At 37.8% G+C, this 25,927-nt stretch carries 28 protein-coding genes; 15 read left to right on the forward strand and 13 right to left on the reverse strand.

Features of this window, described 5'->3' with window-relative positions:
* Window positions 1–3: 3 nt before the first annotated feature.
* The 7 genes from AC23ME_RS01855 to gltX form a co-directional block, all read right to left on the reverse strand.
* Window positions 4–576, reverse strand: coding sequence for a chemotaxis protein CheB (locus AC23ME_RS01855; RefSeq protein WP_487726045.1), 573 nt, complete (start codon window positions 574–576; stop codon window positions 4–6).
* Entirely contained in the window at window positions 576–1,385 is an 810-nt protein-coding gene (locus AC23ME_RS01860) for a CheR family methyltransferase (RefSeq protein ID WP_487726046.1), read from the reverse strand. Before AC23ME_RS01860 ends, AC23ME_RS01855 begins: the two co-directional genes overlap by 1 nt.
* A 14-nt stretch (window positions 1,386–1,399) precedes the next feature.
* Window positions 1,400–1,774 (reverse strand): response regulator, encoded by a 375-nt coding sequence (locus AC23ME_RS01865; RefSeq protein ID WP_487726047.1) that lies wholly within the window; start codon window positions 1,772–1,774, stop codon window positions 1,400–1,402.
* A gap of 15 nt (window positions 1,775–1,789) precedes the next feature.
* Window positions 1,790–5,374, reverse strand: a complete 3,585-nt coding sequence (locus tag AC23ME_RS01870) for a response regulator (protein ID WP_487726048.1) — start codon at window positions 5,372–5,374, stop codon at window positions 1,790–1,792.
* A gap of 17 nt (window positions 5,375–5,391) precedes the next feature.
* Window positions 5,392–6,516 carry an ATP-binding response regulator gene (locus AC23ME_RS01875; protein ID WP_487726049.1) on the reverse strand — a complete coding sequence of 375 codons (1,125 nt, stop codon included), beginning with the start codon at window positions 6,514–6,516 and terminating at the stop codon, window positions 5,392–5,394.
* A 69-nt stretch (window positions 6,517–6,585) separates the two neighbouring features.
* Window positions 6,586–7,425 (reverse strand): KPN_02809 family neutral zinc metallopeptidase, encoded by an 840-nt coding sequence (gene ypfJ / locus AC23ME_RS01880; RefSeq protein ID WP_487726050.1) that lies wholly within the window; start codon window positions 7,423–7,425, stop codon window positions 6,586–6,588.
* Between the two features lie 30 nt (window positions 7,426–7,455).
* On the reverse strand, window positions 7,456–8,967 hold the full coding sequence (gene gltX / locus AC23ME_RS01885) for a glutamate--tRNA ligase (RefSeq protein ID WP_487726051.1): 1,512 nt from the start codon (window positions 8,965–8,967) through the stop codon (window positions 7,456–7,458).
* Between the two features lie 172 nt (window positions 8,968–9,139).
* Here gltX and AC23ME_RS01890 point away from each other — a divergent pair, with 172 nt between their 5' ends.
* The 4 genes from AC23ME_RS01890 to AC23ME_RS01905 all read left to right on the forward strand — a co-directional run bounded on the left by AC23ME_RS01890 (window position 9,140) and on the right by AC23ME_RS01905 (window position 12,503).
* A complete protein-coding gene (locus AC23ME_RS01890) occupies window positions 9,140–10,369 on the forward strand; it encodes a sensor histidine kinase (RefSeq protein ID WP_487726052.1) in 1,230 nt (409 codons plus the stop codon).
* Window positions 10,329–10,835, forward strand: a complete 507-nt coding sequence (locus AC23ME_RS01895) for a DinB family protein (protein WP_487726053.1) — start codon at window positions 10,329–10,331, stop codon at window positions 10,833–10,835. Before AC23ME_RS01890 ends, AC23ME_RS01895 begins: the two co-directional genes overlap by 41 nt.
* A gap of 60 nt (window positions 10,836–10,895) precedes the next feature.
* A complete protein-coding gene (locus tag AC23ME_RS01900) occupies window positions 10,896–11,321 on the forward strand; it encodes a hotdog fold thioesterase (protein WP_487726054.1) in 426 nt (141 codons plus the stop codon).
* A 132-nt stretch (window positions 11,322–11,453) separates the two neighbouring features.
* Complete coding sequence (locus AC23ME_RS01905) at window positions 11,454–12,503, forward strand: DNA topoisomerase IB (RefSeq protein WP_487726055.1); 1,050 nt, start codon at window positions 11,454–11,456, stop codon at window positions 12,501–12,503.
* 67 nt (window positions 12,504–12,570) lie between these two features.
* Here AC23ME_RS01905 and AC23ME_RS01910 read toward each other — a convergent pair whose 3' ends face one another.
* Window positions 12,571–12,936, reverse strand: a complete 366-nt coding sequence (locus AC23ME_RS01910) for a DUF6249 domain-containing protein (protein WP_487726056.1) — start codon at window positions 12,934–12,936, stop codon at window positions 12,571–12,573.
* Between the two features lie 129 nt (window positions 12,937–13,065).
* On the opposite strand from AC23ME_RS01910, the gene AC23ME_RS01915 reads away from it, so the two are divergent.
* Window positions 13,066–13,629 (forward strand): Crp/Fnr family transcriptional regulator, encoded by a 564-nt coding sequence (locus tag AC23ME_RS01915; RefSeq protein ID WP_487726057.1) that lies wholly within the window; start codon window positions 13,066–13,068, stop codon window positions 13,627–13,629.
* 6 nt (window positions 13,630–13,635) lie between these two features.
* Here the strand turns inward: AC23ME_RS01915 and ygiD are convergent, their stop codons facing one another.
* From ygiD to AC23ME_RS01930, 3 genes are all read right to left on the reverse strand, one after another.
* Entirely contained in the window at window positions 13,636–14,460 is an 825-nt protein-coding gene (gene ygiD, locus AC23ME_RS01920; protein ID WP_487726058.1) for a 4,5-DOPA-extradiol-dioxygenase, read from the reverse strand.
* Between the two features lie 85 nt (window positions 14,461–14,545).
* The gene (locus tag AC23ME_RS01925) at window positions 14,546–15,118 is read right to left on the reverse strand and encodes a YceI family protein (protein WP_487726059.1); all 573 of its coding nucleotides are present in this window, start codon (window positions 15,116–15,118) and stop codon (window positions 14,546–14,548) included.
* 252 nt (window positions 15,119–15,370) lie between these two features.
* On the reverse strand, window positions 15,371–15,928 hold the full coding sequence (locus tag AC23ME_RS01930; RefSeq protein ID WP_487726060.1) for a helix-turn-helix domain-containing protein: 558 nt from the start codon (window positions 15,926–15,928) through the stop codon (window positions 15,371–15,373).
* A gap of 217 nt (window positions 15,929–16,145) precedes the next feature.
* Between AC23ME_RS01930 and AC23ME_RS01935 the strand changes: the two genes are divergently transcribed.
* From AC23ME_RS01935 to AC23ME_RS01950, 4 genes are all read left to right on the forward strand, one after another.
* Complete coding sequence (locus tag AC23ME_RS01935) at window positions 16,146–16,865, forward strand: peptidylprolyl isomerase (protein WP_487726061.1); 720 nt, start codon at window positions 16,146–16,148, stop codon at window positions 16,863–16,865.
* Window positions 16,866–16,875: 10 nt separating this feature from the next.
* The gene (locus AC23ME_RS01940) at window positions 16,876–17,643 is read left to right on the forward strand and encodes an exodeoxyribonuclease III (protein WP_487726062.1); all 768 of its coding nucleotides are present in this window, start codon (window positions 16,876–16,878) and stop codon (window positions 17,641–17,643) included.
* Between the two features lie 74 nt (window positions 17,644–17,717).
* Window positions 17,718–18,959, forward strand: coding sequence for an imidazolonepropionase (hutI, locus tag AC23ME_RS01945; RefSeq protein ID WP_487726063.1), 1,242 nt, complete (start codon window positions 17,718–17,720; stop codon window positions 18,957–18,959).
* Entirely contained in the window at window positions 18,952–19,953 is a 1,002-nt protein-coding gene (locus AC23ME_RS01950) for a formimidoylglutamase (RefSeq protein WP_487726064.1), read from the forward strand. The genes hutI and AC23ME_RS01950 overlap by 8 nt, the downstream gene beginning before the upstream one ends.
* 1 nt (window position 19,954) lies before the next feature.
* On the opposite strand, the gene AC23ME_RS01955 is transcribed toward AC23ME_RS01950, so the two are convergent.
* Window positions 19,955–20,224 carry a helix-turn-helix transcriptional regulator gene (locus tag AC23ME_RS01955; RefSeq protein ID WP_487726065.1) on the reverse strand — a complete coding sequence of 90 codons (270 nt, stop codon included), beginning with the start codon at window positions 20,222–20,224 and terminating at the stop codon, window positions 19,955–19,957.
* 220 nt (window positions 20,225–20,444) lie between these two features.
* Here AC23ME_RS01955 and AC23ME_RS01960 point away from each other — a divergent pair, with 220 nt between their 5' ends.
* The 6 genes from AC23ME_RS01960 (at window position 20,445) to AC23ME_RS01985 (ending at window position 25,753) form a co-directional block, all read left to right on the forward strand.
* The gene (locus tag AC23ME_RS01960; protein ID WP_487726066.1) at window positions 20,445–20,672 is read left to right on the forward strand and encodes a hypothetical protein; all 228 of its coding nucleotides are present in this window, start codon (window positions 20,445–20,447) and stop codon (window positions 20,670–20,672) included.
* Between the two features lie 63 nt (window positions 20,673–20,735).
* Complete coding sequence (locus AC23ME_RS01965; RefSeq protein ID WP_487726067.1) at window positions 20,736–21,821, forward strand: hypothetical protein; 1,086 nt, start codon at window positions 20,736–20,738, stop codon at window positions 21,819–21,821.
* On the forward strand, window positions 21,818–22,243 hold the full coding sequence (locus tag AC23ME_RS01970) for a hypothetical protein (protein WP_487726068.1): 426 nt from the start codon (window positions 21,818–21,820) through the stop codon (window positions 22,241–22,243). The genes AC23ME_RS01965 and AC23ME_RS01970 overlap by 4 nt, the downstream gene beginning before the upstream one ends.
* A gap of 205 nt (window positions 22,244–22,448) precedes the next feature.
* Complete coding sequence (locus AC23ME_RS01975; RefSeq protein ID WP_487726735.1) at window positions 22,449–23,117, forward strand: GLPGLI family protein; 669 nt, start codon at window positions 22,449–22,451, stop codon at window positions 23,115–23,117.
* The gene (locus tag AC23ME_RS01980; RefSeq protein ID WP_487726069.1) at window positions 23,117–24,166 is read left to right on the forward strand and encodes a carboxypeptidase-like regulatory domain-containing protein; all 1,050 of its coding nucleotides are present in this window, start codon (window positions 23,117–23,119) and stop codon (window positions 24,164–24,166) included. Before AC23ME_RS01975 ends, AC23ME_RS01980 begins: the two co-directional genes overlap by 1 nt.
* A 225-nt stretch (window positions 24,167–24,391) precedes the next feature.
* On the forward strand, window positions 24,392–25,753 hold the full coding sequence (locus tag AC23ME_RS01985; RefSeq protein ID WP_487726070.1) for a hypothetical protein: 1,362 nt from the start codon (window positions 24,392–24,394) through the stop codon (window positions 25,751–25,753).
* On the opposite strand, the gene AC23ME_RS01990 is transcribed toward AC23ME_RS01985, so the two are convergent.
* Window positions 25,750–25,911, reverse strand: coding sequence for a hypothetical protein (locus AC23ME_RS01990; protein ID WP_487726071.1), 162 nt, complete (start codon window positions 25,909–25,911; stop codon window positions 25,750–25,752). The two genes, AC23ME_RS01985 and AC23ME_RS01990, sit on opposite strands and share 4 nt — an antisense overlap.
* Window positions 25,912–25,927: the final 16 nt, after the last annotated feature.

A 25,927-nucleotide genomic window follows, 5' to 3' on the forward strand; every position in this document is an offset into this window, starting at 1 on the left:
TTTTTAGTTGTTTAGCGATAATGAATTGATATAATCAGCCATTTCGTCTATAGTTAAAATAGCAGATACGTTTGCCCTTAAAATGGCTTGCTCGGGCATATATGTTACTTGCGCAGTTTCTGGGTTTTGTACTAGAGTTGTGCCTCCATTTTTCTTTGCTGCAATTAAACCATTAACACCGTCGGCATTAGAGCCTGATAAAAGTAAACATGCCAAATTTTGCCCGTAGGCATCAGCGGCAGACTGAAAGGTTACGTCAATAGATGGGCGAGAGTAATTTATTTTTTCCGAATAATCTAGCGAAAATGTGAAATCTTTTTCAATTAATAAATGATAATCTGAAGGTGCAATGTAAACGTTACCTGCTAATATTTTTTCCTTTTCATCGGCCTCTTTCACTTTAAGTTTAGTGCGGTGCGAAAGCAAATCTGTTAGCAACGAGTCGGCTCCCTGCTTACGATGAATGACTATAATAATAGAGAAATCGAAATCTGGTTTAATATCTGGCAGTACTTTTAAAAGCACATCTAGGCTACCAGCAGAGCCTCCGATTATTAATGCTTTCTGCTTTCTCATTAGCCAATTTTCCTCCAAACTTTATCAGTTTCCACTCTTTTGTAAGACTTGGAAATAGGTGAAAAATCTATGGTTTCTTTAGTACCCAAGGCTAAATAACCTAGGTTTTCTAAGCTTTGATCAAACAGTTGCAATACTCGAAACTGCAGCGGTCTGTCGAAATAGATCAATACATTTCTACACAGAATTAACTGGAACTCGTTAAAGGACCTATCGGAAACCAAGTTATGTGTAGAAAAAATCATTTTTGCTTTAAGTTCTGTATCAAATTTAGCTAAAGAATAACTAGCCGCATAATAAGAAGAAAAGTCTTTTGTTCCGCCAGAAGCAATATAATTTTCCGAATAATTTTTCATTTGGCTAAGCGGAAACATGCCATTACCCGCTTTTTCCAATACCGTAGGATTAATATCTGTAGCATAAATCAGCGACTTGTGTAGCAAATTCAGCTCTTTCAGCATAATAGCAACAGAATAGGCTTCCTCTCCGGTAGAACAGCCTGCCAACCAAATCCTGATAAACGGATAGGTGTTTAAACTTGGCAAGATCTTCTCTCTTAACAAGCGATAAAAACTCGGATCGCGGAACATTTCTGTCACATTCACCGTAACACCTTCTACGAAATGTTTGAAATAAACTTCGTCGTTCAGGGTTCTGTATCTGAACTCGGCAAAGCTGACATGTTTGTCTAAACTGTATAATCTGGATAAGCGTCTTTTTAAGGATGCCCTAGAATAGCCCGTGAAATCGTAACCATGCTGTTCGAGCACATCGTTGATTAAAATTTCAACTTGTTCATCGCTTATCATCCCGAGATTAGACACTATAGATATTGATTTAGCAGTTTAATAAGTTCGTCTACATTTACAGGTTTTGAGACGTAGCCAACTGCACCAGCTTCTAGGCAGCGCTCTTTGTCTCCAAGCATTGCTTGTGCAGTAACGGCAATTACAGGCACGTCTTTCAACCGTTCGTCTTGCTGCATTTTTGCCATAGCCTGGTAGCCATCTAAATCTGGCATCATCATATCGAGCAGCACTACGCCCACATCACTACTATTCCTGATAATTTCGAAACCCTCTTCTGCGCCGTTGGCCGCCAAACAAGCATACTTTTTAGCAGTTAAAACAGCTTTTAACGCAAAAATGTTTCTGCTATCATCATCAATTATTAAAACTTTTTTCTGTTGTGTTTGCATATTTTATTTACACAATTAAAGTTTATCGTAAAGCCAAACTCTTAACAATGAGATCAATTGATCTATATCTACTGGTTTCGAGATATAGTCAGATGCACCCGCGGCAATACATTTTTCTCTATCTCCCATCATCGCTTTTGCGGTTACTGCCAATATTGGCAAGTTTTTATACTGCGCCATTGCCCTAATTTGTTTGGTAGTTTCGTAGCCGTCTAATTCGGGCATCATCATATCCATTAAAACTACATCAACGTTTGGATTTGCTTTAATAGCTGCCAAAGCTTCCTTGCCATCAGTTGCTGGTAAAACCTTCATTTTATGAGGCTCTAAAGCTTTAGTTAGCGAGAAAATGTTTCTCACATCATCATCGGCAATAAGCACAACTTTATCTTTCAGTACATCGGCTACGTTTGGTAACGTTTCCGATTTACTTGGCTGCTTACCCTTATTTCCCTTTTCTTCTACCAGATGTAAGAAAACCGCAGCTTCATCTAAAATACGTTGGTAAGAATGCGCAGTTTTCACCACAATTGAATCGGCATATTGTCTTATCCTAGTTTCTTCGCCTTTAGAAAGATTTTTACCAGTAAAGATGATGATTGGAAGATTTTCTAATCCATCACTTTTCTTGATCGTTTCTAAGGTTTCGTAGGCCGTTTTGTCTGGAATTCCCATATCTAGAATTACACAATCTACTTCCTTACGTTGTAGCGCTTCTATACTTTCATTGATGTTAGAGGCCACAATAGTCTGCAAGTTTGCCGTGCCCAAATAATGGCTTAAAGCCTGTGCATGTTGCTTATTTTCTTCAACAATTAGCACCTTTTTAGGATTTTTACTTAAGGCATATTCCAGCTTTTCAAAAATCAGTTTCATGTGCTCTAAAGCAAAAGGTTTGTTGATGAAATCTACCGCTCCTTTTTGCAAGCTCTCTCTCTTTGCCGAAAGCGAAGACATGATGTGTACCGGAATATGTCTTGTTAACGGATTCGATTTTAACTCGTCCATTACTTGCCATCCATCTTTAACTGGCAATTGAATATCTAGCAAAATAGCCAATGGATTGTACTTCAATGCCATTTCTACACCTACATCACCACGAACAGCTACTAAACCTTTATAGCTACGTTTTCTGGTAAAATCTAGTAGCGTTTTGGCGAAGTAGGTATCATCTTCAACAATTAGAATTGTTTTGTCTTCAGAAGTAATATTCTCCCTGTCATCTTCTACATCTGCCGGAATTTTAGAAACAACAAAACGCTCCTCTTGAGCAATTACTTTTGGTTTCTCTTCTTCGATTAGGGGTGTATCTTCAGAGAAAATTGCTTCGTTTCTTTCATCAAAGGTAGCTGGTATGGTAAGTGTGAAAGTACTTCCCTCTCCTTCTTTACTTTCTAACTTAATGTTACCGCCTAAAAGTTTTGCAAGCTGTTTGCTAATTGACAAACCTAAGCCTGTGCCGCCAAATTTGCGTCGTGTAGAACCATCTGCCTGTTGGAAAGCCTCGAACACCAAGCCTTGTTTTTCTCTAGGAATACCAATGCCAGTATCTGCAACTGCGAAGGTTAAAATATCATCTTTCTCATGATATCCGATAGACATGCTTACTCTACCTTGAGAGGTAAATTTAAATGCGTTAGATAAAAGGTTTTTCAAGATTTGCGACAACCGCATTTTATCGGTTGTGAAGCTTGCTGGAGCATCACCAGAAACACCGATTACTAGATCCAGGTGTTTATCTTTTGCAATAGGCATGAACAACGACCTAATATCTGCTGTAACTTCATCTATCCGAACATTACCAATCTCCAACTCCATTTTACCAGCTTCAATCTTAGAAAGATCTAGGATTTCATCAATTAAGCTTAATAGACCTTGACCAGAACTTTGAATAACCGACGCATATTCTGTGTATTCTTTTTGCAGCTCTTCGCTTTCAGACATCAGTTTAGAAAGCAATAAAATTGAGTTTAGCGGTGTGCGCAGCTCGTGAGACATGTTTGCCAGAAACTCCGATTTGTATCTCGTGCTTTGTTCCAGCTGCTCTGCTTTTAGCTTAATTTCTTGGTTACGCTCAGAAATTAGTTGGTTTCTTTCTTCCAACAGACTGCTTCTTTCTTCCAATTCCTGATTGCTTTGTAGCAGTTCTTCCTGTTGTACGCGGAGTTCTTCTTCCGAAGCTTGTATTTTTTGGGTTTGTGCTTCTAGTTCTGCATTTAGCGCTTCTAACTCGCTGTGCTGTGCTTGCAATTCTTCGGCCTGCGATTGTGTTTCTTCTAGGAAATCTTGCAGTTTCTTTCTATTCTGTGCCGCGTTAACAGCAATACCGATATTGGTAGAAACGTGGTCCATGAAATCTAACTTACGCTGCGGATATGCATTTACCGTGGCCAATTCGATAACACCCAGCACCAAGCCATTTCTCATAATTGGAAAAGCCACCACATTTGTAGGTTTAGTCTGCCCTGTAGCATAGCTGATGGTCGCTTCGTTGTTTGGCACTTTTTCCAGTAAAATTAGCTTCTCCGATTGAAAAGCTTGACCCACCAAGCCTTCGCCAATGGCAATTCTTTTTCTGCTTTCGTTAAAATCTAAAGCATATCCGGTAAGTAAATGCAAATGTTGGTCTTCTTCTAAAATGTAGAAGGCGCCAACCATACTTTTTGTATGTTCTACTACGGCGGTAAGCACATCTTTAGCTAAGCTCTCCACATCTCTGTCGCCAACCATTTTATCGTTAAGAACGGCCACGCCAGTTTGCATCCAATCTTTATCTTCCAAAAGCGTAAACGAATGCTGTAAAGACTCGGCCATACTATTTAATGAGCCCGATAAACTACCTAAACCATCTTTAGACGTTTCGTGTAGTCTGACCTTATAATTGCCCGAAGAAATTTGATGTGCAATGCTCTTAATGGTATCAATTCTCTTCGCTGTATCTTCATTAACATGCTGCAATTGCTGAAACAATGATACACGCTCATTAAACTCTGAACTAACTTTTTGATAGAAAAACACCGTACTAAGAACAGAAAGCACCGCAGCAATTACGATCAAAATAGGAGAGAAACCCGCCAAAGTGTTCATTTCGGCTGTTCTTTCGGCTAAGGATCTTTTTTCTTCTAACCTAATTTCTCTAATTATCTTGCGGGCATCGTCCATGTAGACTTTGCCTTCCAAAAGTGTCTTTTCTAAAACTGTTCCTCGTTGGCGTTTAGTTTCTATGGTGCTCACCAAAATCTCCATCCTTTTGCCAATGATAGATTTTAGCTCCTTCAACTTTCCCTGCTGAAATGCATTGTCTTTTGTAGCCCCCATCACGATAGCGAAAAGAGAGTCTGTTCTTTTAATCCCTCTTTCGTACGGGTCTAAAAAAGCAGTATTTCCTGTTAATAAAAAGCCTCGCTGTCCGGTTTCAGCATCTTTCAGCATCGACACTACATTGTCAACATCGTTGATGATGGCATTACTTTCTACCACCATATCGGCACTTTTTATTAAGTTTTTAATACTTACAAAAGAGGCCACCGAGGTGATGATTAAAAGTAGCAGGGAAATTCCTAAACCAATACGCAGGTTAGTTTTTAAGGATAGTTTCATCTATAAATAATATGCTGTTAAACTTCAGTGTTTAGTTGATCTACCGGTATGGTAAAATAAAATTCGGAGCCTTCGCCATAAACGGATTTAACGTTAATTTTACCTCCATGTCTTTTGATAATTTCAGAAGAGATGTAAAGGCCAATACCTAAACCCTGAAAGCGGTGAGAAGTTTCCTCTACACGGTAAAATTTTTCGAAAACTCGTTGTACCTGCTCCGGCTGCATTCCTATTCCAGAATCTTTTACCCCCAAATAAAGCTCGTTGTTTTCCAAACGGACTTTCATGTGGGCCTCGGTTGTTCCTGGCGAGTACTTGATGGCATTGGTTAAAAAATTAACCACCACTTGTTCAATCCTCATTTCATCGCCAAAAACCTTTGCATTTACTTTGCCTTCCTTAATGATTTTGAAATCTGGATTAGATTGGTGGATCACCTCAATAATGCTATCCAACAAAGGATCGATATCGAAATACTGTTTATTGAATTTGAGCTTGCCACTTTCGATCTTAGAAATGTCTAATAAATCGGCAATTAAACCGTTCAACTTTTCTAACTGAACTTGCGCTTTTGATAAGTGGCTTTTAACGTTGTCGATATCACCTTTACTTAAGCCCCGTTCCAAAAGCTGTATGTAGCCTTTTACACTAGTTAATGGTGTTTTTAATTCGTGACTAGCAATACTGATGAAATCATCCTTTTTTCTTTCTGCCTCTTTTCTAAATTCGATCTCCTCTAAGAGTGCCTTTTGCACCTCGTTAAGCTTACGGCTTTGTTCGTAAATACGATAAAAGGTTTTAATTTTTAATAGCAGAATATTGATATCAACGGGTTTCGTGATATAATCTAAACCGCCAGAAGAGTAACCTTTGGCAATAAATCGAAACTCGGTATTTGCAGCAGAGAGGAAAATAATTGCCGTTTCTTTTGCTTTGCTATAGCCAGAAATTACTTCGGCTACCTCAAATCCGTCCATTTCTGGCATTTGTACATCTAAAATAATGAGTACATATGAGTTTTTAAGCACTTTCTTTAGCGCTTCTTCTCCTGAATTGGCGGTATCTACTTCAAAACCATGTTTTTCGAGAACGTTTTTCAAAGAAATTAAGTTCTCTGGAGTATCGTCAACAAGTAAGATCATTCTCAAATGTAAATAAAAATGATTGGATATGAATTTTATTTACAACTTATGGTTTTGATAGGCGTATGGCTATTGGCGGTTGTTAAAAGTATCTCCTTGGTTAAAATTGCCACTTTCGAATCCTTTTTTGAACCAGTACATGCGTTGTGCCGAAGTACCATGTGTAAACGAATCTGGAACAACTTCGCCTGTGGCTTGCTTTTGTAACTTATCATCGCCTATGGCATTTGCAGCAGTTAAGGCTTCTTCTAAATCTCCAGGATCAAGTCGGAAGTTATCAAGTTTTTGTGCATGATAAGCCCATAAGCCAGCGTAGAAATCTGCTTGTAATTCCAAACTTACTGATAACTTATTGTACTCCGTTTCACTTAAGCTGCGGCGGGCACTTTGTACTTTTTCAGAAGTACCCAGCAAGTTCTGTACGTGGTGACCAACTTCATGAGCAATCACATAAGCCTGCGCAAAATCTCCAGCTGCACCAAAGCGGTTTTTTAGTTCTTCGAAGAAAGAAAGATCAATGTAAACTTTACTATCTGCAGGGCAGTAGAATGGGCCAACCGCAGAAGATGCGCCACCGCAAGCCGTTTGTACGCCGCCTTCAAATAACCTCAATTTTGGTTGTTGATATTGCAAGCCAAGTTGGTTAAATTGCTGTTCCCAAACAATCTCCGTTGATTCTAGCACCCCGGAAACGAATTGCGCTTGCTCATCGCCAGCTGGTACGCCTTGTTTCACCTCAGTTTGTTCAGAAGTAATTGGCAGCTGATTTACCAAGCCTGTTAGGTCTTTTCCTAAAAACAAACCAATAATAACGATGATGATACCGATACCACCACCAAGAGCAACTTTTCCACCGCCGCCACCGCGACCGTCTTCCATGTTGTTGCTGCCTTTACCGAACCACTGCATAGTTTAAGATGTTTAAATTGTATTACCAATTTATAAATTAAATTCGGCAATACCTTTGGCTATTCTTTTTTGAGTTTTTTCTTTTCCTAACAACTTTACGATATCGAAAACACCCGGGCCAAATTTACCGCCTACTAACACAATACGCAACGGCAACATTACTTCTCCTGGCTTTAAACCGTGTGTTTCTGCCAAGGCCTTAAAACTAGTTTCCAGTTCTAAAGCACTTAGTTCGATATCTAGAGTATCAGCAAATGCTGTAAAAAAAGCTGCTTTTTCTACGTTCCATTTTGGTTTTACCGCTGCAGAATCATACTCGGATGGACTAACAAAAAAGTATGCAGTTTGTGTTACGAAATCGGGTAATAAAGTGCATCTATCCTTTACAAGCTCAATCACTTGTATCAGCTTTTGTTCATCGGCAACTTCTATATCTGCTTTATCTAGTTCTTTTTTAACGCTTAACGCCAAACGCTCAACGCTCGACGACTTAATCCACTCGTGGTTAAACCACTTGGCTTTTTCGAAATCGAATTTTGCACCAGCTTTGCTTACTCTTTCTACAGAGAAACTAGCTTTCAGTTCTTCCAATGAGAAAATTTCTTTGTCAGTTCCGTCGTTCCAACCTAATACACCTAAAAGATTGACGAAAGCTTCTGGCATAAAGCCTAATTCCTTAAATCCTTTTGTTAAATCGCCAGTTTTCGGGTCAGTCCAGTTCATGGCATAAACAGGGAAACCTAATCTATCTCCGTCCCTCTTGCTCAGTTTTCCGTTGCCATCTGGCTTTAAAATTAATGGTAAATGCGCCCAAGCAGGCATTTCGTTTGCCCAACCCAAATATTTCCAAAGCAGTAGGTGAATTGGTGCAGAAGGCAACCATTCTTCACCTCTAAAAATGTGCGAAATTTCCATTGCTTTATCATCTACCACCACTGCTAAGTGATAAGTTGGCATACCATCAGCTTTTAGCAAAACTTTATCGTCAACTAAATTCGTATCAAAACTTACTACGCCTCTAATCATATCGGTGAACGTTACCTGCTCATCGGTAGGCATTTTAATACGAATTACATGCGGTGCATTTTGAGCTAATAGTTCACTTACTTCACTTTGTGTTAAAGTAAGCGAGTTGCGCATTTGCATACGGCTTTTTTGTCCGTACAAAAAGTTAGGCTCTTCTGCCCTCTTGGCTGTTAATTCTTCGGGAGTATCGAAAGCGTAATAAGCGTAACCACTTGCAACAAGCTGCTCTGCATACTGGCGGTAGCTAGGTTTACGTTCGCTCTGGCGGTAAGGACCAAATGCTCCTGGTTTCTGCGGACTTTCATCGGGAGCAATGCCACACCATTCTAAACAGTCTACAATATATTGCTCTGCGCCTTCTACAAAGCGAGTTTGGTCGGTATCTTCTACTCTTAGAATAAAAGTACCATTATGTTTTTTAGCAAAAAGATAATTGAAAAGGGCTGTTCTAACTCCTCCTAAATGCAAACCTCCAGTTGGGCTTGGCGCAAATCTAACTCTAACTTCTTTACTCATGATTGTGTTTAATCGTTTGGCGTAGAGCGTTAGGCGTAAAGCATTATTTCGCTTATCGCCATGCGCTTAACGCAAGACGCTGCAAAGATATGTTTTTCATCTTGATTAAGCTTTTCGAAAAAGCGTAATGGTTTTGTAGTTTTTCCGTTCTGATATTGTAATTTGGCACAACATGAATCCGTATCAGAAAAAAAAGCGTTGGAAATTGTTTTTGTTGATGTTTGCTGCACTTATTGGTGCTGCATCGGTTTTCTACTCCGATTTTTTCGTGAAAAAGATGGAACGTGAAGAGGCAGCGCAGTTTCAGCTTTTTGTGAAAGTGCTGGAGATTAGGATGACGATGTACGATAATCCACAGTTGAGCGGTATCATAGAAACGATTAAAAAGAACACCAAAATGGATGTCATCATTACTAAAAAAGACGGCTCCATTTATACTTGGGATGGATTAGACACCACCAAAACTTACTACGACACCGATAAAACCAAAGTTTACGACTCGCTCTATTTTGTAAAGCAACTCAACAAGATGAAAGCCCAACATCCGCCAGCAAAAATGAAAGGTTTTGAAGATGAAGAGCTGATTGTGTACTACAAAGATTCAAATATCCTTACGCAACTGCGTTATTTCCCCTACATACAATTGGGCGTAATTGCACTTTTCTTAATTACGGCTTACGTTGGTTTTAGTGCAGCAAGAAGAGCAGAGCGAGATCAAGAATTTGTGGGTATGGCTAAAGAAACCGCCCATCAGTTGGGCACGCCAATTTCTTCGCTAATGGCTTGGGTAGAACTTATTAAATCTAGATTTGATGCCGAAGACGACCCGCTGGTTGCCGAAATGGAAAATGACATTCAACGATTGGAGATTATTGCAGATCGTTTTTCTAAAATTGGCTCGATGCCGATATTGGAAGATCATGTAGTTCACATCATCATCAATAATTTTGTACAGTATTTCAGAGTTCGGGCATCAGACAAAATCAACTTTGTGATTACTGGAGATACGCAAGTAAGGGCAATGCTTTCGGCACCGCTTTTTGATTGGGTGATTGAAAATTTGCTTAAAAACGCAGTAAATGCCATAGATAACGATGGTACCATCACCATCAATATTATTGAAAACCTAGCTAAAGAAGAGGTGCTGATTGATGTAACCGACACAGGAAAGGGCATTCCTCGCTCTAAATTCGATACTGTTTTTCAACCAGGCTACACAACCAGAAAAAGAGGTTGGGGCTTGGGTTTAACTTTAACTAAAAGGATTGTAGAGAACTATCATCGGGGCCAAATCTTCGTGAAAGACTCGGAAATGGGAAAAGGCACAACATTTAGGATTATTTTAAAAAGTAGCATTACTTATGAACCCACCACAAATACAGGATTACCCTCAGTGGTATAAAGGCTATATCGACTTAGTTGATGGTGATGTGTTGCATATTTTGGAAACGCAGGCCGAAAATTTCGCCGCTTTTGTACAGGAACATGCTGATAAAGCAGACTATGCCTATGCGCCAGGAAAATGGACTATCAAAGAGATGTTTGGGCATATCATCGATACTGAACGCATTATGGTTTTTCGCTTAACCAGCTTTGCAAGAGCAGAAAAATCGGCTTTGCCAGGCTTTGACGAAAATGATTACGTAACAAATGCGCACTTTAAAGATAGAAGTTTAGTAAGCCTGTGCGAAGAATTTGTATGGCTGAGAAAATCGAATATGCATCTCATTAATTCGCTTAACGAAGAAGAATTAAACAGATCTGGCAATGCAAATGGCAATCCCATATCGGTTAGGGCATTAGTTTTTATCTTAGCTGGCCACGTAATGCACCATAAAAATGTAATTGTAGGAAGATATTTAAACTAGCCACAGATGCACAGATATTTAAAAATGAAAATCTGTGTATTGTGGCATATTGCTTAATTTATGATTTGGTTTAAAGAATTTACTCCCGAAATGCTCAACAGCCGACCTAAAAATCACATTGGTGCTTTGCTAGGGATAGAATTTACCGAAGTGGGCGAAGATTTTTTAGTGGCTACCATGCCGGTAGACGAACGTACGCACCAGCCAGCGGGAATTTTGCACGGTGGTGCTTCGGTGGTGTTGGCAGAAACGTTGGGCAGTATTGCTTCGTATATGTGCATCAATCCTGATAAGCATATTGCTGTTGGCTTAGAAGTAAATGCCAATCACATTCGTCCGGTAAGTTCTGGATTTGTTAAAGGTATTTGCAAACCACTGCATATTGGCGGCAAAACACATCTTTGGGAGATCAAACTATACACCGATAAAGGCAAGATGAACTGTGTAAGTAGATTAACTGTAGCTATTTTATCGAAGCCGCAGTAATTAAATCATCCTGAACGTTAGTGAAGGACCTAAGATAAAGCTGTTCAGAAATAGATCCCTCGAAACTCGGGATGACAAAGTCGTGTAAAACCTTTTTCAACTCTTTATTGTTGTTGCCATAAATATAAAATCATGGTAAGCACAGCTGATATCATTAATAACAGTCCTTTAGTTTTTGTAAGCCCAGAAAACGGTGGTATTTACCGAAAAGGTGAACCCGGAAAGTTCAAGTACGAAGACCATAAAGGCGATAAGATTACCGATGAAGCAGCGCTAGAACGTATCCAAAAGTTAGTACTGCCGCCAGCTTGGACCAACGTATGGATTTCTCCCAAAAAGAATGGTTACCTACAAGCCATCGGTACAGATGTAGCTGGCAGAAAACAATATCGCTACCATCCCGAATGGGTAAATAGACGCTCCGATCATAAATATTTCCGGCTGTTAGAATTTGGAAAAGCCCTACCAAAAGCCCGTAAGCAAGTAGAAAAAGATCTGAAGCGTAGAAACTTCGACGAACGTAAGGTTTTGGCCATTTGTGTGAAAGTTTTGCAAGAAACACTCATCAGAATTGGGAGCTCCATTTACGAAAAAAGCTACAACAGTTACGGTTTAAGCACTTTGAAAGACAAGCATTTTAAAGAAAAAGGCAGTACTGCAACGTTGTGCTTTGTGGGCAAAAAAGGTGTGAAACAAGAAATAAAATTGAGCAATAAAAGTCTAGCCAAAATGGTGAAAAAATGTAAGGACATGCCTGGCCAAGATTTATTCCAGTTTTATACTAACGATAATGAACGGAAAGCTGTTGATTCTGGCATGATTAACCAATACATTAGAGAAATAACGGAAGATGATTTTACTGCAAAAGATTTTCGTACCTGGGGCGGAACTTTAGAAGCAATGCGCCAGTTGGCCGTTTGCTCTAGCGAAACCCCGGAAATTGCTGCGAAGAAGTTGGTAGTTAAAGCACTAGATTGTGTGGCTGCAAAACTCGGAAATACTCGTGCAGTGTGTAAAAGCGCCTATGTATATCCAATTTTACTGGAAGCTTTTGAAGCAGGAGATTTACAGCTTTATTTGAAAAAAATCGCCACCACAGAAAAAGATGAAAAGAAAGCGCTAAAGAATGACGAAGCGGTTTTAATTCATTTTTTAAAAGCAGTGAAGCGCAAGAAAAAATAGCTTTAAACAAAAAAACTTGCGAAGTTTTAAAAACTTCGCAAGTTTAATGCTGCTATAATAAATCTCGTTATGGTTGCTGATCAAGCCATTTCTTCTCGATCACATAAGAGCTGATTAAGCCTAAGCCACCGAAGATAAAGATACTTCCAAAATACACCGCTACCGCTTGGCCTTCTTCTGCATTGGTCATATCGCTTCCAAACAAGCCTCTTACAGTAAACAACGCCACCAATAGTCCTAATCCTATTCCTACCATCAACAAGCCAAATTTCAAGCTTATAAAAGGTCTTGGGGTCGATTTCCTTACCCTTAACCCTGGATCAATCCCTCTTTCAATCATGGCCATCTTTTCTTTATTGATAAGATATCTGATGCCAAAAACTAATGCAAATGCGCCAACAAACATTGTGATGGCTACTAATTCTCCACTCATGGTTTTTATAATTTTTTGTTAAATATTCAATTGATACGAACCGTGTTCTGTGAATTATGACAACAGCAAAAAAAAATAGGTTACACTATTCGCATAAAAATTTTAAATTGTGCTATAAAATCTTTGCCCTTGACCATTAAATCCAATAAAATAGATGAAATTTTTCTGTTGCCATTAACAGAAAAAGATTTGCTTTTGTCTCTTTTTGAAAGAGTTGAAGCTAAAAAAGGAAAGATCTTGATTAACGCAGGTAAAATTGAGCATTATATCTATTTCATTGAAAAGGGAATTGCCAGGGCTTACATAGATGCCGCTAAAGGACAAACTACAATTTGGTTTGGCGAAGAAGGTGATATGATACTTTCGTACCTCAGTTTCTTTAAAGACAAACCCGGTTACGAAAGTATAGAACTGTTGGAAAATAGTATGCTCTACAGAATTTCAAGCAAAGCGATAAAGACCTTATTTTCCCAAAACATTCACCTAGCAAATTGGGGCCGTAAATTTCTAGAACAGGAATTGCTCAAAACCGAAGAACGTTTTATGAGCCTACAATTTAAAACCGCTACAGATCGCTACCACGATTTAATGACGCAATCTCCTTCTATTTTGCAAAGGGTATCTTTAGGGCATATCGCCTCTTATTTGGGCATTACACATGTTTCGCTCAGCAGAATTAGAGCAAAAAGTTAAATTCGCTTAGGCCACTTTCACTGAAGTCATGGTTAAAGAACCTCCAACGGCTTTATCATTAAACAACAAAGCTTCTTCTTTATCGCTTTGCAAACCTAAAATATACATTAAGGGCAAATAATGCTCTGGTGTTGGGATGGCCAAACGCACATCACTTCCCATTTGCTCAAAATTAATGAGCGACTGGTGGTCTTTGTTCAAAATTGCAGATTTGAATTTTTCGCTGGCTTCATTTGCCCAGTCGTAACCACCGCCGTTAATCATTTCCCAACTCAGCATACGGAGGTTATGCACCATATTTCCACTACCTAAAATTAGCACTCCCTTTTTACGCAAGGCGGATATTTCCTTTGCCAAATCGTAATGGTATTGAGCACCTTTTGTATAATCGATACTCAGCTGCAAAACCGGGATATCAGCATTTGGATACATGTGTCTAATTACCGTCCAAGCGCCGTGGTCCAAACCCCAATCGTGGTTAAGTTCTACTCCGGTCGTTGTAATTAAGTCTGCGGTTTCTTTAGCCAGCGCTGCATTTCCAGGAGCTGGATATTGTACATCAAACAGTTCCTGCGGAAAACCACCAAAATCATGAATGGTTGGCGGAAAATCCATTGCTGTAATTTTGGTTCCATTAGTAAACCAATGTGCCGAAACTACTAAAACTGCAGTAGGTACCGCAATGGACTTAGCCATATTTGCCCAATCTGTACTGAATTCGTTTACTTCAATGCCGTTCATTGGTGAACCGTGGCCCATAAATAAAGCCGGCATCACATCACTTTGTGATAGGTTGGAAGTAAAGTTCTTGAATTGATTTAGTGTGTTCATTTTGTTTTATTTATTAGCCACAGATGCACAGATTTATTTTTTAAGTTATCAATAATGATATCTGTGCATCCGTGGCAAAACAAGCTTACTTCGCCTGTGCAAATTGCAAATTCAACGTAATATTTACGTCTTTAGCAATACCAGCACCAGTTGGGTCATATTTTACGTTGTAATCTAAACGGTTAATTTTAGTAGTAGCTAAAAACCCAGCTTTAGTATTTCCTTGTTGGTCTTTAGCTGTTCCACCAAAAACAACTGTAAAAACCACATTTTTCGTTACATCACGGATGGTTAGTTTTCCCGCCAAAGCATAGGTGTTGCCTTTAATTTTTTTGAAAGAAGTACTTTCGAAAGCAAGCTTAGGAAACTTCTCTGCGTTAAAGAAATCATCCGATTTTAAGTGGTTATCTCTTTGCTCTACACCAGTATTAATACTCGCTGCATCTGCCGTGAAACTAATCTTAGCATCAGAAAAATCGGCTTTAGATGAAATAAAACCACCTTCAAACTTCTTGAAATTTCCGTCTACAAATGAAATTCCCGAATGTTTAACCGAGAAGTTTACGAAAGAGTGCATTGGGTCTACCGTCCACTTTGTTTGAGCAAACGTTGCTACGCTTAAGCTTGTTGCTAATAAAAATAAGAATAATCTTTTCATGTCTTTGAATTTTTAAATGTGAGGATTTGGGTCTCAACTATTTGAACACAAAGTTAGAACAGACAACTGAGCGAAAAGTTGATGTATGATAAGAAAGGAAAGCTGCTATTTCAGTTTTTGCCCGCAGATTTACACAGATTTAACCGCAGATTTAAGGAGAATTGAATTTCCTCTTTTAGAATGTATGAACTGAAAGATTGGTTAAAAATCCCCTCCAATCTGCGGAATTCATCAGCGAAAATCTGCCGGAAACTAAATTTTATCCAAAGTCTGGCGTTTCAAATCCTGCTTAAATTGCGATGGTGTTAATCCTGCTTCCTTTTTAAACTGCGCCGACAAATGAGCAACGCTGCTGTAATTCAATTGGAATGCAATTTCGCTCAGCGTCAACTCGCCGTAACTAAGCAGTTCTTTAGCCTTCTCTATTTTTTGTTGGATGTAATAATGCTCAATCGTGTTCTTTTCTTCCACCGAAAAAGCAGTGCTTAACGAGGTGTAATCAGCGGACAGTTTTTCGCTCAAATAATCTGATAGATTTACCTTCAAAGGTTCTTTGCTATAGTGAGCTAATTCAACAATCGCAGCTTTAATTTGAGCCACAACAGCCTTCCTTCTATCCTCCAACAACTCAAAACCTAAGTTCTCCAAAGCCGCTTTTACATCTTGATATTTTAAGTCAGAAAGGTTTTCTTCTCGTAACTCAACTTCTCCCAAAACCACATTGGTGGGATTTAAATCCAGTTTATCGAACACCGTTTCTACTGCCATTTTGCAGCGGTCGCATACCATATTTTTGATGTACAGCTTCATTGATTACTAAAGTAGCTAATTATTTCTTGCGCTTAAAACTAGAGGTGATAATTCAACTTTAGGCAGACAATAATTTGTTTAACCATTAAGGTATTAAGAAAATTAAGTATTAAAAGTCAATCTTAAAGTATCTTAACTTCTTAATGTTTAATATCATCAAGCATCTAAATTTAAACAGTTATATTTTTTAAATAACTTAGCAGAAATTCAATTCGTCATGAAAAAACTTCTATTAATTTGCCTCTTATTTTGTTGCAGTTTCGCCTACGCTGCAAAGCCAAAATATCAATATATTAAAATTGCAACGTCCAAAGGCGAATGCATTGTTAGGCTATATAACGAAACGCCCTTACATCGAGATAATTTCTTAAAACTAGCTAAAGAAGGCTATTATAATGGTACAATTTTTCACAGGGTGATTAAGGATTTCATGATACAGGGCGGTGACCCAAACTCCAAAAATGCTACTCTAGACGCAATGTTGGGTGATGGTGGACCAGGCTATACCGTGCCCGCTGAATTTAGAGACAGTCTTTTCCACAAAAAGGGAGTTTTGGCAGCAGCTAGAGACAACAATCCTGAAAAAGCTTCTAGTGGCAGTCAGTTCTATTTAGTGCAAGGCAAAGTTTTTACAGACGAGCAATTGGATAAAGTAGAAAAAAACCGTCTGCAACATAAAATACCGGCTAACCAACGTGAAGTGTACAAAACCATTGGCGGCACACCACATTTGGATAGAAGTTACACGGCGTATGGAGAAGTGGTAAAGGGATTAGAAATGATTGACCGTATTGCCAGCGTAGAAACAGCAACGGCAGACAGACCAAAAGAAGATGTGAAAATGACGGTTACAATATTAAAAAAACGCGAAGCGAGGAAATTGGAGAAGGAATTGAAAAAAGCACAAGAAAGAATGGCTAAAGCCATTAAATCATAACACAGCATAAATGAAAATCATATCATACAACGTAAATGGCATTCGTGCCGCAGCAACCAAAGGTTTATTTACCTGGCTACAAGCAACAGATGCCGACATGGTTTGCTTGCAAGAGGTAAAAGCATTAAAAGAGCAAATTCCTGAGGTTTTAGCTTTAATCGAACAATTAGGTTACCATCATTATTGGTTTCCGGCAGAGAAAAAAGGATATAGTGGTGTAGCTATTCTTACTAAAGTGCTACCAAAGCATGTAGAATTTGGCTGCGGCGAACCTTGGATTGATGCTGAAGGCCGAATTTTAAGAGCCGATTTCGAAGATTTTTCATTGATGAGCGTTTATCTTCCATCTGGTTCTAGCGGCGATGAAAGACAGGTGAAAAAATACGAGTTCATGAAGTTTTTTGATGGTTACATTGGCGAACTGAGAAAAAGCTATCCCAACTTAATCATCTCCGGCGATTACAATATTTGCCATAAGGCGATTGACATTCACAACCCAAAATCTAACGCTAATTCATCTGGATTTTTACCAGAAGAACGTGAATGGATGGAGCTTTTCATCAATAATGGTTTTATAGATACATTCCGTCATTTTAACCAAGACCCACACCATTACACCTGGTGGAGCTATCGTGCAGGTGCAAGAGGCAAAAACTTGGGCTGGCGTATCGATTACCACTTAAGCACTAAAGAAATGGAAAGCAGGTTAAAAAATGTACGCATTTTACCTGATGCCTTGCACAGCGACCACTGCCCTATTTTGCTTGAATTAAATTGAGTTACGTTAAATGTTATGGGTTACGAGCCCAAACCAATAACACACAACTCGCAACTCATAACCCGTAACCAAATATGCTCATTACCAATATCAAAGGCCTAGTTGGCATCCATCCGAAGGAAAAACTTTTTCTTCGCGGCAGCGAATTAAAAAAGCTTCCTATTTTAGAGAATGCTTGGTTGTTGCTAGAAGATGGCTTAATTAAGGATTTTGGGTTGATGAGCGATATGCCTTCTCAAATCTCTAATCTAAATTCTCAAATCTCGGCAGAAGGTCGCTTCGTATTCCCATCTTGGTGTGATAGTCATACACACATTGTATTTGCAGCACCTCGTGAAGAAGAGTTTACGTTAAAAATTGCAGGTAAAACTTACGAGGAAATCGCTGCTGCCGGCGGTGGAATTTTAAATTCGGCCAATAAACTGCAGAAAGCTAGCGAAGACGAATTATTTGAAAGTGCCAGCATCCGTTTAAAGGATATGATTAAACAAGGAACTGGCGCTGTAGAAATTAAAAGTGGTTACGGGTTATCGGTAGAAAGCGAGCTGAAAATGCTTCGGGTAATTAAAAGGTTAAAGCAAGCATTCCCAATTCCAATTAAAGCAACTTTGTTGGCTGCTCATGCTTATCCAACAGAGTTTAAGGAAAACCATCAAGGTTATATCGATTTAATTATCAACGAGCTTTTACCTAAAGTTGCCGAAGAAAATTTAGCAGATTATATTGATGTGTTTTGTGAGAAGGGCTTCTTTTCTAACGAAGAAACAGCCCAAATTTTAACTGCTGCAGCTAATTATGGCTTAAAGCCTAAAATTCACGCTAACCAATTGTCGATCTCTGGGGCTGTTCAAACAGGAATTGCACATCAAGCTATTTCTGTAGACCATTTAGAAGAAACCGACGAGCAAGTTTTAGAAGCGTTAAGCGAAAGTGAAACCATTGCTACTTTGTTGCCATCTTGTTCCTTTTACATCAACATCCCATTTGCTAATGCTAAAGGATTAATTAACAGCAATGCCATTATTGCCTTAGCAAGCGACTATAATCCTGGTTCTACGCCATCTGGAAATATGAATTTTGTGGTTTCCTTAGGCTGCATCAAACTAAAAATGACACCAGAGCAAGCCATTAACGCCGCAACACTAAACGGAGCCGCAGCAATGGAATTAAGCAACGAGGTTGGCAGCATCGCCATTGGCAAAAAAGCAAATTTGTTTATTACCAGACCTATGAGTTCTTTAGCTTATTTGCCTTATAGTTTTGGTCAAAGCGAGGTAGAAACGGTAATTTTAAACGGAGAGATTTACAATGGCTAGCTTCCACATTTTTTCGCAGGGCGATATTTTGACCTTAGTTAACAAACGTGAAGGTGAAACTAAATTGGGCGAAAAAGTGGCGTTTTATCGTCATTGCGAGGAGAGAAGCGACGAAGCAATCTCATTAGACTACCTAAAAAATTCAACTGCAAAATTCGTCCTGTTGGGCATTCCAGAAGATATTGGTGTTAGAGCAAATTACGGTATCGGTGGTGCACAAACCGCTTGGAAACCTGCACTAAAAACATTCCTCAACCTGCAACAGAACCAATTTCTCAAAGGAGAAGATATTTTAGTGCTTGGCGAATTTAATATTCCAGAGAATAATGCAACTGATATTGAAGTGCTTAGAAAGGCCGTTGCCGAAATTGATGATTTAGTTTGTCCAGTAATTCAAGCAATCGTATCAGCTGGAAAAATTCCTATTGTAATTGGCGGTGGACATAACAACTGTTACCCAATTATTAAAGGAACTTCTTTGGCGTTAAAAGAAAAAATCAATGTATTAAATATTGATGCACATACCGATTTACGTAATACGGAAGAAGGTAGGCACAGTGGAAACGGGTTTAGTACAGCGATTAAAGATGACTACTTAAACCAATATCGCATCTTCGGTTTGCATCAAAACTACATTAGTGAAGCCCAATTAAATTATATCTCCAATAACGAAGCCATCAAAGCGCTTTATTTCGATGATTTACTAAAAGAACGAACTAGCACCCGCACAGAAGCAGAAAAGCTCTTAAAAGACGTCAAATCGCCCCTTGGACTGGAAATTGATTTAGACTGCATAGCTAATACATTGGCTAGTGCTACCACACCAAGTGGATTTGACTTAAATGAAGTAAGACGACTTTTGCTTCAACTAAAGAAAGACTTTGTTTATTTACACATTTGCGAAGGTGCTTATCAACTTAATGATGGTAGAAAAGATGAAACCATCGGTAAAACGATTGCTTATTTGATTAGCGATTTTGTTAAGCTGTTTTAGATTATCTTTTCACAATACTATTGATTACATTATCTAGGCTAATTTCTTCTTTATTTTCATAGAGCTCTACACTAAGTCCAAATAGCTGCTGTGGCAATACATTATAAAATTTTGCTAAAATATATAATCTTTCAACGCCAAGTTCAATTCTTCCGTTTTCTATATGCCCTAATAAGCTTTTGCTGATATTAACTTTACGGGCAACATATTCTTGCTTATACCCAAAAGACATTCTTATAGCCTTTAGGACATTTCCTGTTTCTTTTTTCATAGGTGGTAGGAGGTTAATTCAAAATATCTTACTGTACATATAAATATAAAAAATATTAACACCCAAAATTTATTATTTTGAATTTTTTGCCTCGTATTTTGAGACTAAAAAGGTTTTGAATTTTTCGGTTACAGATTTAAGTTTGATTTAATGTTTGGCCAAACAGCAAGAGTAAGTCGAAAATCTTTAATAGAGTAGGCATTTATCAATAACTCTAACTATGAAAAAGAAACTAATTTTATCCGCTACAATATTGGCGGTTGCCGGCTCGGCATTTGCATTTATGCAAACAACAGTTGTCGAAACTTTTTGTAATCCCCGAGAAGGAGGATCTGGGTTGTGTGTTAAAAATCAAGACGAAGGTGGGTTTAAGTGTGTGAGCAGAGATTACCTAGGCGACTGTTCAGGCACTCGTTGGGAAGAAGTAGCTCCAGAAACTAACCCTTAACAGAATTTATCCAACGGTTTCCGTTGGATAAATTTAAACTTCCAATTCCATATCACTACCCTAATGAACAACATATGCCTAATTTTGCAATTATTATTGCTACTAAACCTCCAAAAAACTAAGGCACAAACAAAGTACAGCTTTGAAGTGTCTAAAAATGCCTACTCATTTCAATTGAACAAGCAACAAGGGTTTAATTCTTTGTTTAACCTTGTTGATGAGGAGAATAATGAATTTTTGCGCTCTGTAGAAAGTCCCAGCTCTTCTATCGAGATATTCGATTTAAATACGGGAACGTTTAAACATAACATAAAAGCTAAAGGCTTTGGCATTAGTAGTTTTAAAAAAAACGCTGATGGTACGTTTTTGATATACGATGCTTGGCCAACAAAGTTTTTACTCATAGATAAATACGGTAAAATCTTAAAAGAGCTTAAAGATGTGCCAAGAGAAAATATCGACTTAGTTTCTGTTGATGGAAAGTTTAAACCGATTATAGCATATAAAAATGCTATCTACTCTACTGGTTTATTTCTTTTCAGAGCTGGTTTAGATGTCAACTCACCGTACTACCTTAACAGCGGTCCACTTAGAAAAACAACTTTCGAAAACAAAGTGAGCTATATGGGTAAATTGTCGGCAAAAGCTAAAACATCCTTTTATGGAAATATGAACAGCTATAATTTTACACAAAACAAGAACACTGTTGTTGTTGCACCTCTGTTTTCAGAAGAATTACAAGTTATAAATCTAGATAACGGAAAATCTAAATTCATTAGTGTAGACAGTAAATATGCTAATTTAATTACACCAATGGGCCCAATTGCGACACATGCAAAGTTTACCAACGCAGAAAATAATGCTTATGGCGACGATAAACATGCATTGATAGGCATCGTTTACGACAAATATAGAGATATTTATTATCGCTTCGTGCGCATGCCAGGCACGCAAATAGGTAATATTTCTTACGCTATGTACGCAATGGACAAAAACTTTAAGGTCTTATCTTATTTCGATTTTCCTAAAGGATATATGGTCGCAAACTTTTTCATCACCGCTAATGGTTTACATGTAATGGATAGAAGCGCCTATCAAAAAGATAACACGAAAATAATTTATGATTTGTTTAAACTCGTAAAAAAATGATATTGAGAATAATAATTATCACGTTTGCTCTTTCGGTAGTTTTATCCGCTTGTCAAACCAAGCCTCAAAAAGAAAAAATTGACATCATTGATAAGAGCCAATTTGAGAGTTTTTTAGATGGCAAACCGATCTTGAAAAAAGAGTTCAAAGAAATAATAATCATACCGGGAGTGGGCTGTTCTGGGTGCATCAGCGAAGCGCAAATGAATTTCAACAAAAACTACAAAAACCAAGAGACACTTTATATTTTCACATCAATTGAAGATTTAAAACTATTTAAGAACTCCATTGCAAATGATGCCTTAGATTATAAAAACGTAGTTCTTGATACTGCAAATTTGATGATGAATTTAGGATTTAAGTCTATTTACCCTTCCAGATTATCAAAAAGAGATGATGGGTTTCATATTGAAAAACTATAGGGAATTACTGATGAAAAATTTAATATTATTTTTTTTGCGTGTTAGTCAATGGTGTTGCTCTTGCGCAGGACGCTGACAAAGTCATTGCCCGTGTTTTTTATACCATGCAACATAAACGGGATACTTTGAATAGAGACAGTGTTTATAAAGAAAACATGGTTTTATCAGTTGCGCAAAAGCTTCCCTTTTTAGCAGTTTCGATAAGATTGCTCAGGGTGAGAAAATTAAGAAACAAGAACAAGAACAAACCAAAAATTGGACTGGAGACGGTCCTCCAGTTCATAAATTTAGTGGCTTACGCAAAATCTTTACCGAGGATATTTACCACTTCATAACTGATCGAAAGCGTATAGTTAAGGAGTTTTTAATTAGGTATTATATATACGAGCAACCACTAGAAGATGTAAATTGGACATTAACATCTGAGAATAAAACTATAGGTAAATTTAACGCACAAAAAGCTACCGCATTGTTTAAAGGTCGTCAATGGATAGCCTGGTTTGCAGCCGACTTGCCTTTTGAAACTGGACCTTGGAAACTTCAAGGCTTGCCTGGATTGATTGTAGAAGCTTACGATGAAAGGAGGGAGATTGAATTTATTTTTAATGGTTTTGAAAGTGTTGATAAGGCTATTTCGCCAGCGAACTCGTTACAAGCCTCGCAAAAAGATGATATAATAGAGCTACCTAAAAAAGTAAACAAAATTAAGGAAAGCGAACTATCAAAGCTGAAAGCCTCTATGTACGAGGACCCAAAGGGATTTTACGTTGCCCAACTAACCGCCACAGGTGGTTTCCCTGATAATGCGGACGACATGCTAGGTTTAAGTTATAAAAAAATAAATAATCCTATTGAGTTGTCTGTGAAAAAATAATGAAAAAGTTCGTATTAGCGATTTATTTCACTTTTCTAATGTGTATAAACATTTCTTATGCTCAAATAAAAATAACTGGTACCGTAACAGACACATTAAACAGACCTTTGGCTAATATTACCATTTCTGTAAAAAAAAAGAACACTATATTACATTTTACCAAGACAAACAATCTAGGAAGTTACACGCTTTCTTTAAACAAAAACGACACCGTAACTATTGAGGCGAAAGGCTTGGGTTTTAAACACGCTACTTTGATATATAAAATTGGGCAAATTCTTTATAACTTCATTCTAAAGGAGGCCACAATTAATCTAGCTGGGGTAAATGTTAAACACAAGCCTATTATTAGCCAAAAAGGTGATACCCTAAATTACCGTACTGCCGATTTTGCCAACGAAAACGACCGTAGTATTGGCGATGTGTTGAAAAAAATGCCAGGTATAAATGTTGCTGAAAATGGAAAAATTACCTACAACAATACCGCAATTACCCAACTCTATATAGATGGAGATAATGTTTTGGACGATAAATATAATATTGGCACAAAAAGCATTCCGCACAAGGTTGTTGCTAAAATACAAGTTATAGACCACGACCAGCCTATAAAAATGCTTCAAAAAAACAATTTGAGCAATGATGTTGCCATTAATCTAGTGATTGATAAAACCGCCAAGCTAAAAGTTATGGGCAATGCCCAACTAGCTGCTGGCCTGCCCAATAGATACGATGAAAACATTGACCTGATACTTTTTAAGCAAAAATTTAAGTTCCTGGATAACATTTCATTAAACAATATAGGCAATGATCTTAGCGAAGATATCATATCGCACAACAGCAATCTCAACGTTAACTCGTCCGAAAACAACAGGCCCAACTTCCAATTATCAACCGGTATTGGTTCGCCTCCATATTTACCAAAAAACAGATTTTTGTTCAATAATTCTGCCATTATAAACACCAATAACTTGGTTAAACTTAATGCTGAAAAACAGCTAAAGGCAAACGTATATTACCTATACGATAATCAATCACAAAATAACAATTAGAGTAGCGTAATTACCCTACCCAATGAAACTATCAATTTTGGCGAGCTGCAAAATAATAGAGCCAGAAAACAAAGTCTTTACAGTCAATTTAATTTCATTGATAATGCGATTAGCCATTACGTTAACAACGGTTTAACAATTAACCATTTGCCAAACCAGCATCTTTCTTCAATCACGAGTGTTCAAAAGCCCTTTAACCAGCAACTAAATCAAAAAAGACTTAATTTGATAAACAACTTAAAATATCTGCAAACGTTAAAGTCTGGCGTTATACTAGATTTAAGTTCGTATGTAGAGTACAACACCCAAGCAGAGCTGTTGAGCATCACTCCAGGCATAAACGAGTTCGCCTTAAACTCGAACAATCCATATCAGGAACTTGCTCAACAAACGAGTATTCCCGGCTTTTTTACTAACAACTATATCACCTATAGCACGCTAAAAAATCGAATTACGCAATCGTACCAAATTGGGTTTTCTTACCAAAACATCGATTTCAATTCTAATTTAGAAACCGTTCAGAACAATAACCAAACTACCCCATTTACTAACGGCGTTAACGACATAATATGGAATAGGTTTAAGGTTTACATAAATCCTGGACTAGATTATAAGGCAAGAACTACGCATGTAGCACTACGCGTACCAATTAGTTTAAACCTAGTGAACTACAGCAACTCCAACGCTCTTAGCCGCATTTTAGCAAATCCTTCCATAAGACTAGACCAAGAATTTAACCAAGAAAACAAGCTAACGTTGTCCTATAGCTTTAATCAAACTATAGGTAGCATAGAGGATATTTACGGCGGTAACACTTTAAAAAGCTATCGTTCAATTATTGCGAACAACATTCCGTTGCCTTCCGCCAAAACCCAAAGAATGTCCGCTAACTATCGCTATCAGAAAGCTAGCAATATGTTTTTTGCGAATATACAGACAACTTATACTAATATCCTTTTAGATAATATTATTGAAAATGTGATAACCAATAGCATACAAACCCGCAATTCAATACCATTTAAAAATAGTATATCAAATTTCACGTTAAACGGCAGCATTGGTAAATATCTCATCGATTTAAAAACAAATATTTCATTAGATATTGGTCTAATCCAAAGCAGTGGAGAACAACTGCAAAATCACATTCTTTTTCCCTTTCAAAATAATAGTACCAATGTTGGGATAAGCACAAGTGCAAAAATTTTGAAAAATGTGACCTGGGTATTACGCTCTAGTTATGTACGCACAAATAGCTTTACCAATGGGATACAAAATTTTAAAATGCAACAACTGAGGCAAATTTCGAAACTTGATGCAACCCTATTAAAAAGACTAACTCTTAGTTTAAGCGCTAACCATATCTTTATAAATCAAGAAAGCCAGCAAAATTTAAACTACCTCTTTACAGACGTGAATTTAAAATATAAGCTGCAAAAAATAAAAACCGACTTTGAGTTTGGTCTAAACAATATTACTAATATCAAAACCTTTGGTACTTATTTTATAGATGCAAACTCCTTTACATCTTCAAATTACAATATCCCGGGTAGATACGCATTATTAAGGGCCGTTTTTGCGTTTAACTAAAGTTCCTCGTCTTCGTAACGTTGAGCAGCCTTAGCCATAATTTCGATATCGGCCAGCTCCTTTGCGGTTAAAGGTTCTTCTTGCTCTTGCAACTCAAACATAGCAATCATGGTATCTTCATATTGCTTCGCCGTAGTAATTCTAAAGTCCTTATCCATAATTGTTGTTTGAAAT

The organism is Pedobacter sp. T50_32 (genome assembly GCF_057652195.1).